This is a genomic window from Pantoea sp. PA1 (genome assembly GCF_056856975.1).
Genome location: NZ_JBXGEE010000001.1, coordinates 493,111 through 507,388, shown reverse-complemented (window position 1 = coordinate 507,388; position 14,278 = coordinate 493,111). Strand labels below are relative to the sequence as shown.

Genomic DNA, 14,278 nt, shown 5'->3' with positions numbered 1-14,278 from the left:
CTCTGATGAATGAAATGATGACCCTTGCAAGCGCCGCCGGTATGACCGTCGGCCTTGCCGTTTGTGCTCTCATCGCTGGCCTCGTGCTGGCGATGCTGTTTGCTGGCTGGGAGTCACTGCGCCTCAGACCGCTGGCGTGGATCGGCACCGGCCTGGTGACCCTGATTCGCGGCCTGCCGGAAATTCTGGTGGTGCTGTTTATCTATTTCGGTGCCTCTCAGCTGCTCCTGACCCTGTCCGACGGCTTCACGCTTAACTTCGGCCTGTTTCAGCTGCCGGTGCAGATGCAGATTGAGAACTTCGATGTCAGTCCGTTCCTGTGTGGCGTGATTGCGCTGGCGATGCTCTATGCCGCCTACGCCTCACAAACGCTGCGCGGCGCGCTGAAAGCGGTTCCGGTCGGCCAGTGGGAGTCGGGCCAGGCGCTGGGCATGAAAAAATCGGCCATTTTTTTGCGGCTGATTATGCCGCAGATGTGGCGTCACGCCCTGCCCGGTCTGGGCAATCAGTGGCTGGTTCTGCTGAAAGATACCGCCCTGGTTTCGCTGATCAGCGTTAACGATCTGATGCTGCAGACCAAAAGTATCGCTACCCGCACCCAGGAGCCCTTTACCTGGTTCCTTGTGGCGGCGGCAATCTATTTAGTGATTACACTGTTCAGCCAGGCGGTACTGCGCCGCATCGAACTGCGCACTACCCGCTTTGAACGGGGGAACAGCTAATGCTGGCTTACCTGCCTGAACTCCTGAAAGGGCTGCACACCAGTCTGACGCTCACCGCGGCCTCGCTGATCCTGGCCCTGCTGCTTGCGCTGCTCTTCACCGTGGTGCTGTCACTGAAAACCCCGCTGTTTTCGCCGCTGGTAAAAGGATTTATTACGCTGTTTACCGGCACCCCGCTGCTGGTGCAGATCTTCCTGATCTACTACGGGCCGGGACAGTTTCCCTCGCTTCAGCAGATCCCCTGGCTGTGGCATTTACTCTCACAGCCCTGGCTCTGCGCGATGCTGGCCCTGTCGCTGAACAGCGCAGCCTATACCACCCAGCTCTTCTACGGTGCCGTGCGAGCGATCCCTGCCGGGCAGTGGCAGTCGTGTGCAGCGCTTGGCATGCGCCGAAAAGATACCCTGCGTATTCTTCTGCCTTATGCATTTAAACGTGCCCTCTCCTCCTACTCTAATGAGGTGGTGCTGGTCTTCAAGGGCACCTCACTGGCCTACACCATCACCCTGATGGAAGTGATGGGCCACGGTCAGTTGCTCTATGGCCGGACCTATGACGTCACCGTCTATGCCGCAGCCGGCCTGATTTATCTCTGCGTGAACGGTCTGCTGACGCTGATGATGCGACTGATCGAAAGGCGTGCGCTGGCCTTTGAAAGGCGCAACTGATCCCCGGGCGAGCTCGCTCGCCCTTCCCGCCTGGAAAATCACAATAATTGCATAATCATTCAATCTGTGGCAGGGTATCGCCTTCTCTGGCTGACCACAACACAGGATTTTTACAATGAAAAAATGGATTATTGCCGCGGCGCTGGCGTCACTGGCGATCACCGCTCAGGCAGCGGAAAAAATTCGCTTCGCCGCTTCCGCCACCTATCCGCCGTTTGAATCTCTCGACGGGGAAAATAACCTGGTGGGTTTTGATATCGATCTGGCTAAAGCGCTCTGTCAGCAGATGAAAGCGGAGTGTACGTTTACCAATAACGCCTTCGACAGCCTGATCCCTTCCCTGAAGTTCCGCCGCTATGACGCGGTCATCTCCGGCATGGATATCACCGCAGAGCGCAGCAAACAGGTCGATTTTACCCAGCCTTACTATGCGAACTCAGCGATCGTGATCGCCCGTAAAGGCCAGTTCAGTCACTTCAGCGACCTGAAAGGCAAGCGCATCGGCGTGGAAAACGGCACCACGCACCAGAAGTACCTGCAGGAAAAACATCCGGAAGTGAAAGTGGTGGCCTATGACAGCTACCAGAATGCGATTCTCGACATGAAGAGTGGCCGGCTGGATGGGGTATTTGGCGACAGCGCGGTGGTGAATCAGTGGCTGAAGAGCAATCCGGAGCTGGCTACGGTCGGTGAGCATGTGACCGACACGGACTACTTTGGCACCGGCCTTGGCATTGCCGTACGTAAGGGTAATACGGCGCTGCGCGATGAGTTTAACCAGGCGCTCGCCGCGCTGAAAGCTAACGGCAGCTGGCAGCAGCTCAATCAGAAGTGGTTCCCGGAGTAATCCTCACGATCGCAGCGCCCGCCTCCGTGCTCTACGGCTGCTGGCGGCGGGTTAACAGCGTCAGCACCTCAAAATGGGCGGTATGAGGAAACATATCGAAGAGCTGCACCTTCGTGATCTCATACGCGCTCAGTCGGGCGATATCCTGCGCCATGGTCTGCGGATTACAGCTTGAGTAGAGCAGATAATCGGGTGCCATCTGGCTCAGATAGTCACACAGCGCCTTGCCAATCCCGCGACGGGGCGGATTGACGAGCACCAGCTGCGGCACCGCGTCCCGTCCGGTGGCAAACGCCGTCGAATCCAGCGCCGCAAACTGCACCTTCTCCAGCCCCAGCATCGCGGCGGAGCGCTGAGCGCAGGCAATCGCCTCGGCGCTGATCTCAATCCCGGTCAGCTGCATCGCCGGTGTCGCACAGTGCAGACCGAAACCGCCCACGCCGCAGAAGAGATCCCACATGCTGTTGACCGGCAGTGCGCGGACCCAGTCGCGGGCAGTGGCATAAAGCGTGCTGGCAACCTGCGGGTTGGTCTGAAAGAAACTCTGCGGTCGGATCCAGAGCGGCACGCCATTGAAGTTCTCCGCCAGCGACTGATCCGGCGTCAGCGCTATCTCCTCATCGCCCTCCAGAATCGCCATATGTACCGGCTGAATGTTGGCAGAGATGACCCTCAACTGTGGCAGCTGCTGTTGCAGCCACGGCAACGCCGCACGCAGCTGTTCCAGCTTCGCCGTCGATCGCAGGACAAAGCGCAGCATCATACCCCCCTGCTGACTTTCGGTAATCAGCAGAAACTTCAGTTCTCCACGCTTGCGCGCCACGTTATAGGGCGTCAGCCCGGCACGCGCGATAAAAGGTTTCAGTGCGGCAAAGACGGGCTGAAAACTGTCCGGATAGAGCGGGCACGCACACAGATCGACCGCCTCCCCCTCCCGGGACAACAGGCCCAGCACCGGACGCTCAACGCTGCCGCTGACGACCATTTTCGCTTTATTACGGAACGCCTGCTGCGGTGATACCACCGGCGGCAACCAGGCCGCGACCGGCTGTTCAGTCAGCAGCTGTTCCAGCAGTGACTGTTTGTCGCTGAGCTGAGTGGAATAGGGTTTGTCAAGCCACTGACAGGAGCGGCAACGGTTGGCGTCATAAAGCGCGCAGTGCATGGTAAAGCCTTAACGATCGGGTCGGGCGGAGCGCGATTGTATCACCGCTTTCTGAAAAAAGCGCGGCTGCTGGCAGGCAGAAACAGCAGCATCAGCACCAGCAGATCGGGGATTTTCTGCGTCAGGGTGTGGTGAATAATCTGGACATTGTTGTCGCCGTCGATACTGAAAATCTCAGGGTAGATCCAGCCCAGCGAGGCCACCAGCATGTAGCCCAGTACGAGCACCTGGGTCGCCACATAGCCCCAGCGTCCGGCATTACTGCCGCGCATCAGGGTAAAGGCGCAGCGCAGTTCAAACAGGAAGATCAGCTGGCTGGCGATAAAGATAAGCGTAGAGTCCCAGGACTGAGCACTGCGGTGAACAAAGTTGGCGATTTCGCTGTAGCCCAGCTCATTGGCCAGCATCAGGACGCTCAGGCAGCGGGTGGCAATGATGGCAATGCCCGCCACACTGACCGGCACCGGCGCATCGGAAAGCGTGGCACTGCTTTTAAAGATTTCTGACATAGTCCGTGGCTCCACCCGATCGAAAAACGGGCCGGTTAAACCGGCCCGTTCATATAGTGGCAAAGGTTAACGATTTCAGCCACGTTTAGCTTTCTGAATATCGCTTAAACGCTGTTTTTCTTCGTTCGCCATTACCCGCCAGGCGATAAAACCCACTAAACCGACCACAAACAGAATCAGCGACGCCAGCGCGTTGATTTCCGGATTCACGCCGCGCCGCACGGTGGCAAAGATCGCCATGGGCAGCGTGGTGGCACCGGGCCCGGTGACAAAGCTGGCGATCACCAGATCGTCGAGTGACAGGGTAAACGCCAGCAGCCAGCCGGTCACGATAGCCGGCGCAATCATCGGCACGGTAATCACGAAGAAGACCTTGAGCGGCGTGGCGCCTAAGTCCATCGCCGCCTCTTCAATCGAGCGGTCCAGTTCACGCAGACGCGAGTTGATCACCACCGCCACATAGGCGGTACAGAAGGTCACGTGTGCCAGCCAGATGGTGAGCATGCCGCGTTCGCTGGGCCAGCCAAAGGCGTTGCCCATCGCCACAAACAGCAGCAGCAGCGACAGTCCGGTGATTACGTCGGGCATTACCAGCGGCGCGGTGAGCATAAAGGCAAACCCGTTATGTCCGCGGAACCGCCCGAAGCGCACGATGATGACCGCCGCCAGCGTGCCCAGCACCACAGCCATGGTGGCGGAAAGCCCGGCAATGCTCAGGCTCAGCAGCACCGCATCAATCATCGCGCTGTCCTGGAAGAGCACCCTGTACCAGTGGAAAGAGAAATTCTCCCACACCGTCACCAGCGGTGAGCTGTTAAAGGAGTAAACCACCAGCAGCAGCATCGGCGCATAGAGGAACAGGAAACAGCAGACCAGAATACCGGTTCGCCAGGGTGAGCGAATGGTGGGCAGATTATTCATGTCTTCTCTCCCATTTCACGGTTTTGATGCTTATGGAACCAGATGATCGGCAGAATCAGGATCAGCAGGATAATCACCGCCAGCGCAGAGGCCACCGGCCAGTCACGGTTATTGAAGAACTCCTGCCACAGAATACGGCCAATCATGATGCTGTCCGGCCCGCCCAGCAGTTCAGGAATCACATACTCCCCGACCGCCGGGATAAAGACCAGCATCGATCCGGCGATAATGCCGCCTTTAGTCAGCGGCACGATGACGCTGAAAAAGGTTTTGAGCGGACGCGCCCCCAGGTCCAGTGACGCTTCCACCAGCGAGTAGTCGATACGGGTCAGCGCGGTATAGATCGGCAGCACCATAAACGGCAGATAGCAGTAGACGATACCGATATAGACGGCGGTGTTGGTATAGAGGATCACCAGCGGATGATCGATCACGCCGAGCCACATCAGGAAACGATTGAGAATCCCGTTATTGTTCAGCAGCCCCATCCAGGCGTAAACGCGCACCAGAAAGGAGGTCCACGACGGCAGGATCACCAGCAACAGCAGAATCGTGCGCATCGACGGCTTGCTGTGTGCAACAGCCCAGGCGAGCGGATAACCAATCAGCAGACAGATGACCGTCGAAATCGCCGCTACCTTCAGGGATTGCAGATAGGCGTCAATGTAGAGCGGGTCGTCGGTCAGCGTCAGGTAGTTGCCAAAGTTGAGTACAATGCTGAACTGATCGTCCGCCCAGCTCACCAGCTCGGTGTAAGGGGGGATCGCCCGCGCGATATCTGCGAAGCTGATCTTCAGCACCGTCAGAAAGGGCAGCAGAAACAGCAGCACCAGCCACAGGTAAGGCAGCGCAATGACCAGCTTGCGGCCATGCTGCATTTTGACCCGGGTGGCCCAGCGTTGCAGCGGCGTGCCGACCAGCCGGGCGGGCGCTTTGGCGCGTTGGAAAATCTGGCTCATAGCCGCTCCTTAAACCGTCAACACCACGCAGCTGTCGCTTTCCCAGCAGAGGCGAACTTCGTCACCCCAGGTGGGCAGCCCTTTGCGGTAGCGATGCGCGTTCTGCAACTGTGCACTGATCATCTGTCCACTATGCAGACGGACGTGGAAGATAGAGAGGTCGCCAAGATAGGCGATGTGAACCACCTCACCCACCGCAAAGTTGCAGCCATCGGCAGGCACCTCATCGCACAGCATCACTTTTTCCGGACGCAGCGCGACATGAACCGGGACGTTATCCACCACCGAGACATCGGAGTCGACTTTTAACGGATGCATCAGACCGGGGCTGTCGATCACCAGGCCGTCCGCCTGACGTTCACGCAGCAGGCCTTCGAAGACGTTAACCGAACCGATAAACTCGGCGCTGTAGCGGCTGGTTGGATGCTCATAGATCTCTTCCGGCTCACCGATCTGTACGAACTTGCCGCGATTCATGATCGCGATACGGCCGGCCATGGTCATCGCCTCTTCCTGGTCGTGCGTCACCATCACGCAGGTCGCACCAACCCGCTCCAGAATATCGACCACCTCCAGCTGCATCCTGTCACGCAGCTTCTTATCCAGCGCGCCCATCGGCTCATCCAGCAGCAGCAGTTTAGGCCGCTTCGCCAGGCTGCGTGCCAGCGCAACACGCTGACGCTGCCCGCCGGAGAGCTGGTGCGGTTTGCGTCTGGCAAACTCCTGCATATGCACCAGCGACAGCATCTCGGCGACCCGGCTGGCGATCTCCCCTTTCGGCAGGCGATCCTGCTTCAGGCCAAAGGCGATGTTCTGCTCCACCGTCATGTGCGGGAACAGCGCATAGGACTGGAACATCATATTGATCGGGCGCTGATAGGGGGCCACGTGCGACAGATCCTGACCATCCAGCACAATCTGGCCGCTGGTCGGTGGCTCAAATCCGGCCAGCATCCGCAGCAACGTTGATTTGCCGCAGCCTGACGCGCCCAGCAGCGCGAAAATTTCACCTTTGTAAATGGTCAGACTGACATCATCCACGGCGTGCTGGCCGTCAAAGGATTTGGTCAGATTGCGAATCTCCAGCAGCGGCGTTAACGCCTTTGCGGTTTTATTTTGAGGACGGGGAATGGCATCGTTCACTACTATCTCTCTCCGGAGCCAGGCGGAACATCGCGGCAAAATCCGCCGCTAAAATGGCACAACAGAGGCCGACACTGCGCCTCTGTTGCTGTTACGTGACAGGTCAATCCGTTCGGGACGAACTACTTACCACTTTTTACTTTAGTCCATGCACGCGTACGCACACGATCCAGTTTCGGATCCTGGACTTTCAGCACAAACAATTTCGACATCGCTTCCGGCGTCGGGAAGATACCCGGGTTGTTACGGATGTCGGCATTGATCAGCGGCAGTGACGCTTTGTTGCCGTTGGCATAGTTCATTTTATTGGAGACATCAGCGATCACTTTCGGATCCATGATGTAGTTCAGCCAGGCATAGGCGCCGTCAATGTTTTTCGCATCTTTCGGAATCGCCATCATGTCGAAGAAGGCCAGTGCCCCCTCTTTCGGCACGCTGTAGCCCAGATGCACACCATTTTTTGCCGCATCCGCACGGTTTTTCGCCTGCAGGATGTCACCTGACCAGCCGATCGCCACGCAGATATTGCCGTTGGCCAGATCGTTGATGTACTGAGACGAGTGGAAATAGCGGATATTCGGACGCAGCTTCAGCAGCAGGTCTGTCGCCGCGCCGGAATAATCTTTGGCATCCGAAGAGTTAGGATCCTTGCCCAGATAGTTCAGCACGGTAGCGAAAATCTCTTCTGGCGCATCCAGGAATGAGACACCACAGCTTTTCAGCTTCTCAAGGTTTTCCGGCTTCATCACCAGGTCCCAGCTGTTGAGCGGCGCATCGGTTCCCAGCGCGGCCTTCACCTTGTCGACGTTATAGCCGATGCCGGTGGTGCCCCACAGGTAAGGAATCGCATATTTGTTACCCGGATCGTGCTGCGCCACTTTTTCCATCAGCGCCGGATCGAGGTTTTTGTAATTTGGCAGCTTGCTCTTATCCAGCGGCTGGAAGACCCCGGACTGAAGCTGACGCGCCAGGAAGCTGGAGGATGGCACCACGACATCGTAGCCGGTACTGCCCGCCATCAGTTTGCCTTCCAGCACTTCGTTGGAGTCAAAGACATCGTAGACAACCTTGATGCCGGACTGCTTTTCAAAGTTCGGCACGGTATCTGGCGAAATATAATCGGACCAGTTGTAGACGTGCAGCGTTTTATCTTCCGCCATGCTGCTGGCCGACGCGACCATCAGCGAAGCCGCTACCACAGCTGACAGCCATTTCTGACGTGAGTTGAACATGTTTTCCATCCTCCTGAGCGGGTCATAACAACGCTGCAAACCTGAGATCCCTGCATTGCGTTCTGTACAGGACGTCAGTGACACAATGAATCATTATTCAGCGGGAGTTTAATAGCAAAATCCTATATCTGAAGCGCAGTTACGCGCCTGTTACAGCCCCGCAAGCATAGCCCCCCTGCTCATGCTGCACCAGACCCCAGCGTAAAAAACGCCTGAAACCGATATTTTATGCATGTTTGAGCTATGAGGTTCGGCTTTGATGGCATAAACGACGACAGATATCTGGCATTAAAGGGCAAAATGCAGAATAAAAAAAGGTGGCGGCAGGCGGCGGATATAAAAAAGCCGTCTCAGGGACGGCTTAGTCTGGAGGGGTCGGGCTAGTGCAGCACCGAATGCACGCTGGAGACCGCAACGTGCTCTTCTTCCTCGCCGACAATCAGCAGATTGTTAGCAAAGGCTTCCAGGATCACCATCGAGATCTGCTCTTCGCTCTGTTTCATAAAGTGCGAGAACTGACCAAAGGTTAATCCGGCGGTGGTCGTCATTGACTGGCAGACAATCAGCTTCGGCAGATTGTCATCCTGAATGTCGATAAACGCTTTTACCGTCAGCGAACTGGCGTTGATCTGCGACAGATCGCCGACCAGCGGAATCAGCGCCGTGGGCTTTACTTCCGCCAGCGCCGAGAACAGGATGACGTTGTCGACCAGATCGATTTTGGCGTCAAACACCCCATCAAAGTTTTGCATGTGCGGCAGATGAAGTGCCTGACAGGCATCGCATTCGAACCAGGTGATATTTTGCTGATCCAGCCAGCGACGCAACAGGTCGATATCCGGAACGACAAGAGAATCCATCGTAAAATCCCAGTGGGGTGATAAACAGGCGACTTAGCTTACGGAAAAACGGGCGACGATGCCACGAAAACTGCTGAAAAGCGCGTTTCAGCCTGCGGTTTTAGGACGGAGCCCGGGGATGGTTTGCTGTTCAATCCGCGCGATCATCAGCGCGGCGAGGTTCAGTTCACTGCAGGTTTCAATGCCTTCCAGACCGGGGGAAGCGTTAACCTCCATCACCAGCGGACCGCGATGCGCGCGCAGAATATCGACACCCGCAACCTCCAGCCCAAGCGTAGCGGCGGCTTTCACCGCAATTTCCCGCTCCTGAGGGGTAATCTCCACCGGACAGGCTTTGCCGCCGCGATGCAGATTGGAGCGAAAATCGCCCTCTTTCGCCACCCGCTCAATCGCCGCCACCACCTGATTACCGATGACCAGACAGCGCACATCGCGCCCCCGGGCCTCTTTGATAAACTCCTGCACCAGGATATGGGCGTTGAGGCCGCGAAAGGCATCGATAACGCTTTCTGCCGCCTGCCGCGTTTCCGCCAGCACCACGCCGATACCCTGCGTGCCCTCCACCAGCTTCACCACCAGCGGCGCGCCGCCCACCATGGCGATCAGATCGTCGGTGTCATCGGGTGAGGAGGCAAAGCCGGTAACCGGCATGTCGATGCCCTCCTGCGCCAGCAGCTGCAGCGAGCGTAATTTGTCGCGGGTGCGGGTAATCGCGGCGGAGGCATTGAGCGTGTAACTGCCGCACATCTCAAACTGTCGCAGCACCGCCGTTCCGTAAAAGGTGATGGCGTTGCCGATGCGCGGGATCACCGCATCAAAATGGCCCAGCGGTTCACCGCAATAGTGAACCGCCGGAGAGGCCGGATTGATGTTCATATAGCAGGAGAGCGGATCGATGATTTGCACCTCATGACCGCGAGCTATCGCTTCATCCTGCAGCCGGCGACTGGAGTAAAGCGTGGCATCACGGGACAAAATGGCGATTTTCATCTCTGCTCTCCGCTCCTGGCTTAGCGTGTTGCCCAGCCCTGCTGATGCAGATAATCCAGCATAAACGGGCGTGTCTCTTTGATGATCAGACGCTGAATCAGCTCACTCCAGGTTTCGCTACGCTGGTTGCTGTCTCGCTGCTGATAATAGAGTTCAGTGCGGCTATCGTATTCGGCCAGCACGTTTTTATCCAGTGGCTGATAGCGGTTTTCATGCACCAGCATGGCGTGTGGCATGCGCGGTTTCACGTCCGGTTTTGACTCCGGATGACCCAGGCAGAAACCAAAGAGCGGCAGCACAAATTTCGGCAGGCCCAGCAGCTCGGTCACCTCGGCGATGTTGTTACGGATCCCGCCGATAAAGACGCCGCCCAGCTCCAGCGACTCTGCGGCCACCATTGCATTCTGCGCCATCAGCGCGGTGTCGACGCAGCCCAGCAGCAGCTGCTCGGCACGACCCAGCTGGGCATCCGGGCAAATCTGCAGATGACGATTGAAGTCAGCGCAGAAGATCCAGAACTCAGCAGCCTCTCCGACCCAGGTTTGTCCGCCCGTCAGCGTGACCAGCTTCTCGCGCAGCGCTTTGTCGGTGATGCGGACAATGGAGGAGCATTGCAGAAAACTGGATGTGGACGCCGATTGCGCCGCAGTAATAATCGCTTCGCGCTGCGCTTCGCTGACCGGCTGGTCGGTAAAGGCGCGGATTGAACGGTGGCTGCACAGTAAATCAATGGTCGGTGTCATAAAGTCTCCAGCAACATTATTTTCTTTTATCGGTTCGGTTAAACAGCTGTGGGGCTATCGCTTTTGCGGTACGCCACATCAACAGCCAGGCGGCGGGCAGCATCAGCACGACCCCGGCGATAAACAGCAGCGTGGCCAGCGTTTTTGGCTCAGCCAGACCTGGCACAGGCAGCCAGTGGTTTATCAGCAGCAGCGCCCCCAGAATTAACAGGCCGCCAGCCGCCTCCATCACCACCACAAACCGCGGTAATCTGGCTACACTCTGCATCACACTCTCCTGCCTTCACGGGCTACTGAGGGTCAATTATGGTCAACAACCCAAAATTTGCGCGGGCTGTGGCCGCCGCACGGGCAAAAAAGCCTCTGTTTCAGACGCTTCCTGACGCTTAACATAGCGTGCGGGCATCAGACTAACAGGCAAATCCTGCTTTCTTTAAGCGATATGAGCGGGCATCATGGTTGCCATTCTCTGTTTAGTTGTGTGATGTACATCACACAACAGTCGCTGCAAGGAGTTTTCTATGATTGCTGTTATTTTTGGTCGTCCAGGCTGTCCCTACTGTGTTCGCGCTCATGAACTGGCTGATAAGCTGACTGCCGAGCGGGACGATTTTAGCTATCAGTATGTCGATATTCAGGCGGAAGGCATCACTAAAGCCGATCTGGAAGCGAGTGCGGGCAAACCGGTTTCTACCGTGCCGCAGATCTTTGTGGATGAAAAACATATCGGTGGTTACACCGAGTTTGCGGCCTGGACCAAAGAGAATCTGGGATTTGCCGCATAAGGGCTGAAAGGCCAAATAAAAAAGGCGAGACACCAGTGTCTCGCCTTTTTACTTTCGGGTATCAGCAGCACGGCTGAGCTTAGTTAAGTGACGCCATCACGATCTGCATCAGCCGCACCAGCAAGGCGCCGCAGCCTGCCCAGAACAGCGCGCTGAGGCTCCAGGCGAGCACAAAAAATCCGTTGCCGTGGATAAAGAGGCTGCTGTTCAGCAGTAGCGCGGCCAGTAACGTCCCCCACAGCCCCATCAGCAGCGTGCTTTTCAGCGGACTCTCCACCTGCAGCAGCGCCATCAGAATGCCGGGAAGCATAAAGAGCAGTAATTCAGGCTGACCGCGAAGCGGGCCGGGTCCCACCTGCCAGGTGTGACAGGTAAAAACAAACACCAGACTGTACAACACCACGCCGCACAGGCGGGTCGTCCAGAGATAAGAGCGCTGCGGCATACCACCCCACTGATTAAAAGTAATCCCGACAATGACCTGCTGATAACCCTGCTGCGTTCAGATGGAAATAAAAAGAAACAGTTCGTTGTGACAACGAATGAAAACAGCCAATGGCTGTAGAAGATATTTGTGATTAGAATAGCGCCGCGGAAAAGGTTGCATTTGCAGTACTGATACAACAGCACCTCAACGGCCTGCTCAAGATAGCGAAAAACAGGCCACTCTTCAACAGGTTACAAGTAAACAAGAAGTTAAACAGTGAATATTAACGTCGCAGGATTGTTAAGCGGAAATGACATTTTGTTATTATTTGTCGTTTTAGCGCTCGGCCTCTGTCTGGGTAAGTTGCGTCTTGGCTCAGTTCAGCTGGGAAATTCGATTGGCGTATTAGTGGTTTCGCTCTTATTAGGGCAGCAGCATTTCACCATCAATACCGATGCATTAAGCCTGGGCTTTATGCTGTTTATTTTTTGTGTCGGCGTCGAAGCCGGCCCTAACTTCTTCTCTATTTTCTTTCGCGACGGCAAAAACTATTTCATGCTCGCCATCGTTATGGTGGTCAGCGCGCTGCTGCTGGCACTGGGACTCGGCAAGCTCTTCGGCTGGGATATTGGACTCACCGCCGGGATGCTGGCCGGTTCCATGACCTCAACACCGGTGCTGGTGGGCGCAGGCGATACGCTGCGGCAGAGCATCAGCGATCCTAAACAGCTTGGACTGATGCAGGATCAGCTGAGCCTGGGCTATGCCGTAACCTATCTGATTGGCCTGGTCAGTCTGATTTTTGGTGCCCGTTACCTGCCCCGCCTGCAACATCAGGATCTGCCTACCTGCGCCCAGCAGATCGCCCGCGAGCGCGGTCTGGATGCAGACAGTCAGCGCAAAGTTTTCCTGCCGGTAATCCGCGCCTATCGCGTTGGCCCGGAGCTGGTGGCGTGGAGCGGCGGCAAAAATCTGCGTGAGCTCGGTATCTATCGTCAGACCGGCTGCTACATCGAGCGCATCCGCCGCAACGGTATTCTCGCCAGTCCCGATGGCGATGCGGTGTTACAACTGGGTGATGATATCTCGCTGGTCGGCTATCCCGACGCGCACGCCCGGCTCGATCCCAGCTTCCGTAACGGCAAAGAGGTGTTTGACCGCGACCTGCTGGATATGCGCATTGTCACCGAAGAGATCGTGGTGAAAAACCACAACGCGGTGAACAAACGCCTCAGTAAGCTCAACCTGACCGATCACGGCTGCTTCCTGAACCGGGTCATCCGCAGCCAGATTGAGATGCCGATCGACGACAGCATTATGCTGAACAAAGGCGATGTGCTGCAGGTCAGCGGCGAGGCACGCCGGGTGAAAAGCGTCGCGGACCGCATTGGCTTTATCGCCATTCACAGTCAGATGACCGATCTGCTGGCGTTCTGTGCCTTCTTTATCGTGGGGCTGATGATTGGTCTGATTACCTTCCAGTTCAGCAATTTCAGTTTTGGTATCGGTAACGCCGCCGGCCTGCTGTTCGCCGGGATCATGCTGGGATTCCTGCGCGCCAACCACCCGACCTTTGGTTATATTCCGCAGGGCGCGCTGACAATGGTGAAAGAGTTCGGTCTGATGGTGTTTATGGCGGGAGTGGGGTTGAGTGCCGGCAGCGGCATTAATCACAGCCTGAGCAGCGATGGTGCGCTGATGCTGCTGTGCGGCCTGCTGGTCAGCCTGCTTCCGGTCATCATCTGCTTTCTGTTTGGTGCCTATGTGCTGCGGATGAACCGCGCCCTGCTGTTTGGTGCCATCATGGGCGCACGCACCTGCGCCCCTGCAATGGAGATTATCAGCGATACGGCTCGCAGTAATATCCCGGCGCTGGGCTATGCCGGGACCTACGCCATCGCCAACGTGTTACTGACGCTGGCGGGGACGCTGATTGTAATTGTCTGGCCGATATTGCCCCTATAAAAATTTTTTGGCTACGTCCAGAACTTTTTTGTCAGCGGGCAGTCCTAATAAGTGCCACTGCTTTTCTTTGAAATCCCCAGATTGTGGAGCCCGCTGGTCTTTTTCCTGGCGGGTTTTTTTATGCCCTTTTTTCTTGCGCGCCGCGCTGCCGCGTCTGAATCCCGCCATTCCCCTGCCGAACTTAAACCGTTGCACAACTCAGTAACAGATTAAGAGCACGATGATGGACGAAACGCATCGCAATCAGCAGGATAGAGTGCTGTGAAATTAGCTATTTGTGCTGATTAACTGGGCGAGCGCGCTGGTGCTGACTGTTTTTATTGCCGCTGTTATCAGAAGGCT

At 56.6% G+C, this 14,278-nt stretch carries 17 protein-coding genes; 5 read left to right on the top strand and 12 right to left on the bottom strand.

Features of this window, described 5'->3' with window-relative positions; all coding sequences use genetic code 11:
- The first annotated feature begins 5 nt into the window (after nucleotides 1–5).
- From artQ to AC1V0D_RS02650, 3 genes are all read left to right on the top strand, one after another.
- The gene (artQ, locus tag AC1V0D_RS02660; protein ID WP_009091162.1) at nucleotides 6–722 is read left to right on the top strand and encodes an arginine ABC transporter permease ArtQ; all 717 of its coding nucleotides are present in this window, start codon (nucleotides 6–8) and stop codon (nucleotides 720–722) included.
- On the top strand, nucleotides 722–1,390 hold the full coding sequence (gene artM / locus AC1V0D_RS02655) for an arginine ABC transporter permease ArtM (RefSeq protein ID WP_009091164.1): 669 nt from the start codon (nucleotides 722–724) through the stop codon (nucleotides 1,388–1,390). The genes artQ and artM overlap by 1 nt, the downstream gene beginning before the upstream one ends.
- A 115-nt stretch (nucleotides 1,391–1,505) precedes the next feature.
- Nucleotides 1,506–2,237 carry an arginine ABC transporter substrate-binding protein gene (locus AC1V0D_RS02650; protein ID WP_046101507.1) on the top strand — a complete coding sequence of 244 codons (732 nt, stop codon included), beginning with the start codon at nucleotides 1,506–1,508 and terminating at the stop codon, nucleotides 2,235–2,237.
- Nucleotides 2,238–2,268: 31 nt separating this feature from the next.
- On the opposite strand, the gene rlmC is transcribed toward AC1V0D_RS02650, so the two are convergent.
- From rlmC to AC1V0D_RS02600, 10 genes are all read right to left on the bottom strand, one after another.
- On the bottom strand, nucleotides 2,269–3,402 hold the full coding sequence (rlmC, locus tag AC1V0D_RS02645; RefSeq protein ID WP_482906934.1) for a 23S rRNA (uracil(747)-C(5))-methyltransferase RlmC: 1,134 nt from the start codon (nucleotides 3,400–3,402) through the stop codon (nucleotides 2,269–2,271).
- A 41-nt stretch (nucleotides 3,403–3,443) separates the two neighbouring features.
- On the bottom strand, nucleotides 3,444–3,911 hold the full coding sequence (locus AC1V0D_RS02640) for a YbjO family protein (protein ID WP_009091170.1): 468 nt from the start codon (nucleotides 3,909–3,911) through the stop codon (nucleotides 3,444–3,446).
- Between the two features lie 75 nt (nucleotides 3,912–3,986).
- Nucleotides 3,987–4,832 (bottom strand): putrescine ABC transporter permease PotI, encoded by an 846-nt coding sequence (gene potI, locus AC1V0D_RS02635; protein WP_046101505.1) that lies wholly within the window; start codon nucleotides 4,830–4,832, stop codon nucleotides 3,987–3,989.
- A complete protein-coding gene (gene potH / locus AC1V0D_RS02630) occupies nucleotides 4,829–5,791 on the bottom strand; it encodes a putrescine ABC transporter permease PotH (RefSeq protein WP_482906933.1) in 963 nt (320 codons plus the stop codon). The genes potI and potH overlap by 4 nt, the downstream gene beginning before the upstream one ends.
- A gap of 9 nt (nucleotides 5,792–5,800) precedes the next feature.
- Entirely contained in the window at nucleotides 5,801–6,934 is a 1,134-nt protein-coding gene (gene potG, locus AC1V0D_RS02625) for a putrescine ABC transporter ATP-binding subunit PotG (RefSeq protein ID WP_009091176.1), read from the bottom strand.
- A gap of 122 nt (nucleotides 6,935–7,056) precedes the next feature.
- Nucleotides 7,057–8,166 (bottom strand): spermidine/putrescine ABC transporter substrate-binding protein PotF, encoded by a 1,110-nt coding sequence (gene potF, locus AC1V0D_RS02620; protein ID WP_009091178.1) that lies wholly within the window; start codon nucleotides 8,164–8,166, stop codon nucleotides 7,057–7,059.
- A 380-nt stretch (nucleotides 8,167–8,546) separates the two neighbouring features.
- Nucleotides 8,547–9,026, bottom strand: a complete 480-nt coding sequence (locus AC1V0D_RS02615; RefSeq protein WP_009091179.1) for a YbjN domain-containing protein — start codon at nucleotides 9,024–9,026, stop codon at nucleotides 8,547–8,549.
- An 87-nt stretch (nucleotides 9,027–9,113) separates the two neighbouring features.
- Complete coding sequence (gene rimK / locus AC1V0D_RS02610) at nucleotides 9,114–10,016, bottom strand: 30S ribosomal protein S6--L-glutamate ligase (protein ID WP_046101504.1); 903 nt, start codon at nucleotides 10,014–10,016, stop codon at nucleotides 9,114–9,116.
- Nucleotides 10,017–10,036: 20 nt separating this feature from the next.
- Complete coding sequence (nfsA, locus tag AC1V0D_RS02605) at nucleotides 10,037–10,759, bottom strand: oxygen-insensitive NADPH nitroreductase (RefSeq protein ID WP_476640076.1); 723 nt, start codon at nucleotides 10,757–10,759, stop codon at nucleotides 10,037–10,039.
- A gap of 16 nt (nucleotides 10,760–10,775) precedes the next feature.
- Complete coding sequence (locus tag AC1V0D_RS02600; protein WP_482906932.1) at nucleotides 10,776–11,027, bottom strand: DUF1418 family protein; 252 nt, start codon at nucleotides 11,025–11,027, stop codon at nucleotides 10,776–10,778.
- Nucleotides 11,028–11,280: 253 nt separating this feature from the next.
- On the opposite strand from AC1V0D_RS02600, the gene AC1V0D_RS02595 reads away from it, so the two are divergent.
- Entirely contained in the window at nucleotides 11,281–11,544 is a 264-nt protein-coding gene (locus AC1V0D_RS02595; protein ID WP_046101502.1) for a GrxA family glutaredoxin, read from the top strand.
- Nucleotides 11,545–11,623: 79 nt separating this feature from the next.
- Here AC1V0D_RS02595 and ybjM read toward each other — a convergent pair whose 3' ends face one another.
- Nucleotides 11,624–11,989 (bottom strand): inner membrane protein YbjM, encoded by a 366-nt coding sequence (gene ybjM / locus AC1V0D_RS02590; protein WP_009091189.1) that lies wholly within the window; start codon nucleotides 11,987–11,989, stop codon nucleotides 11,624–11,626.
- A gap of 258 nt (nucleotides 11,990–12,247) precedes the next feature.
- Between ybjM and AC1V0D_RS02585 the strand changes: the two genes are divergently transcribed.
- Nucleotides 12,248–13,936, top strand: a complete 1,689-nt coding sequence (locus AC1V0D_RS02585) for an aspartate:alanine antiporter (RefSeq protein WP_009091191.1) — start codon at nucleotides 12,248–12,250, stop codon at nucleotides 13,934–13,936.
- On the opposite strand, the gene AC1V0D_RS02580 is transcribed toward AC1V0D_RS02585, so the two are convergent.
- Entirely contained in the window at nucleotides 13,931–14,104 is a 174-nt protein-coding gene (locus AC1V0D_RS02580) for a hypothetical protein (RefSeq protein WP_336793213.1), read from the bottom strand. The two genes, AC1V0D_RS02585 and AC1V0D_RS02580, sit on opposite strands and share 6 nt — an antisense overlap.
- Between the last annotated feature and the right edge of the window lie 174 nt (nucleotides 14,105–14,278).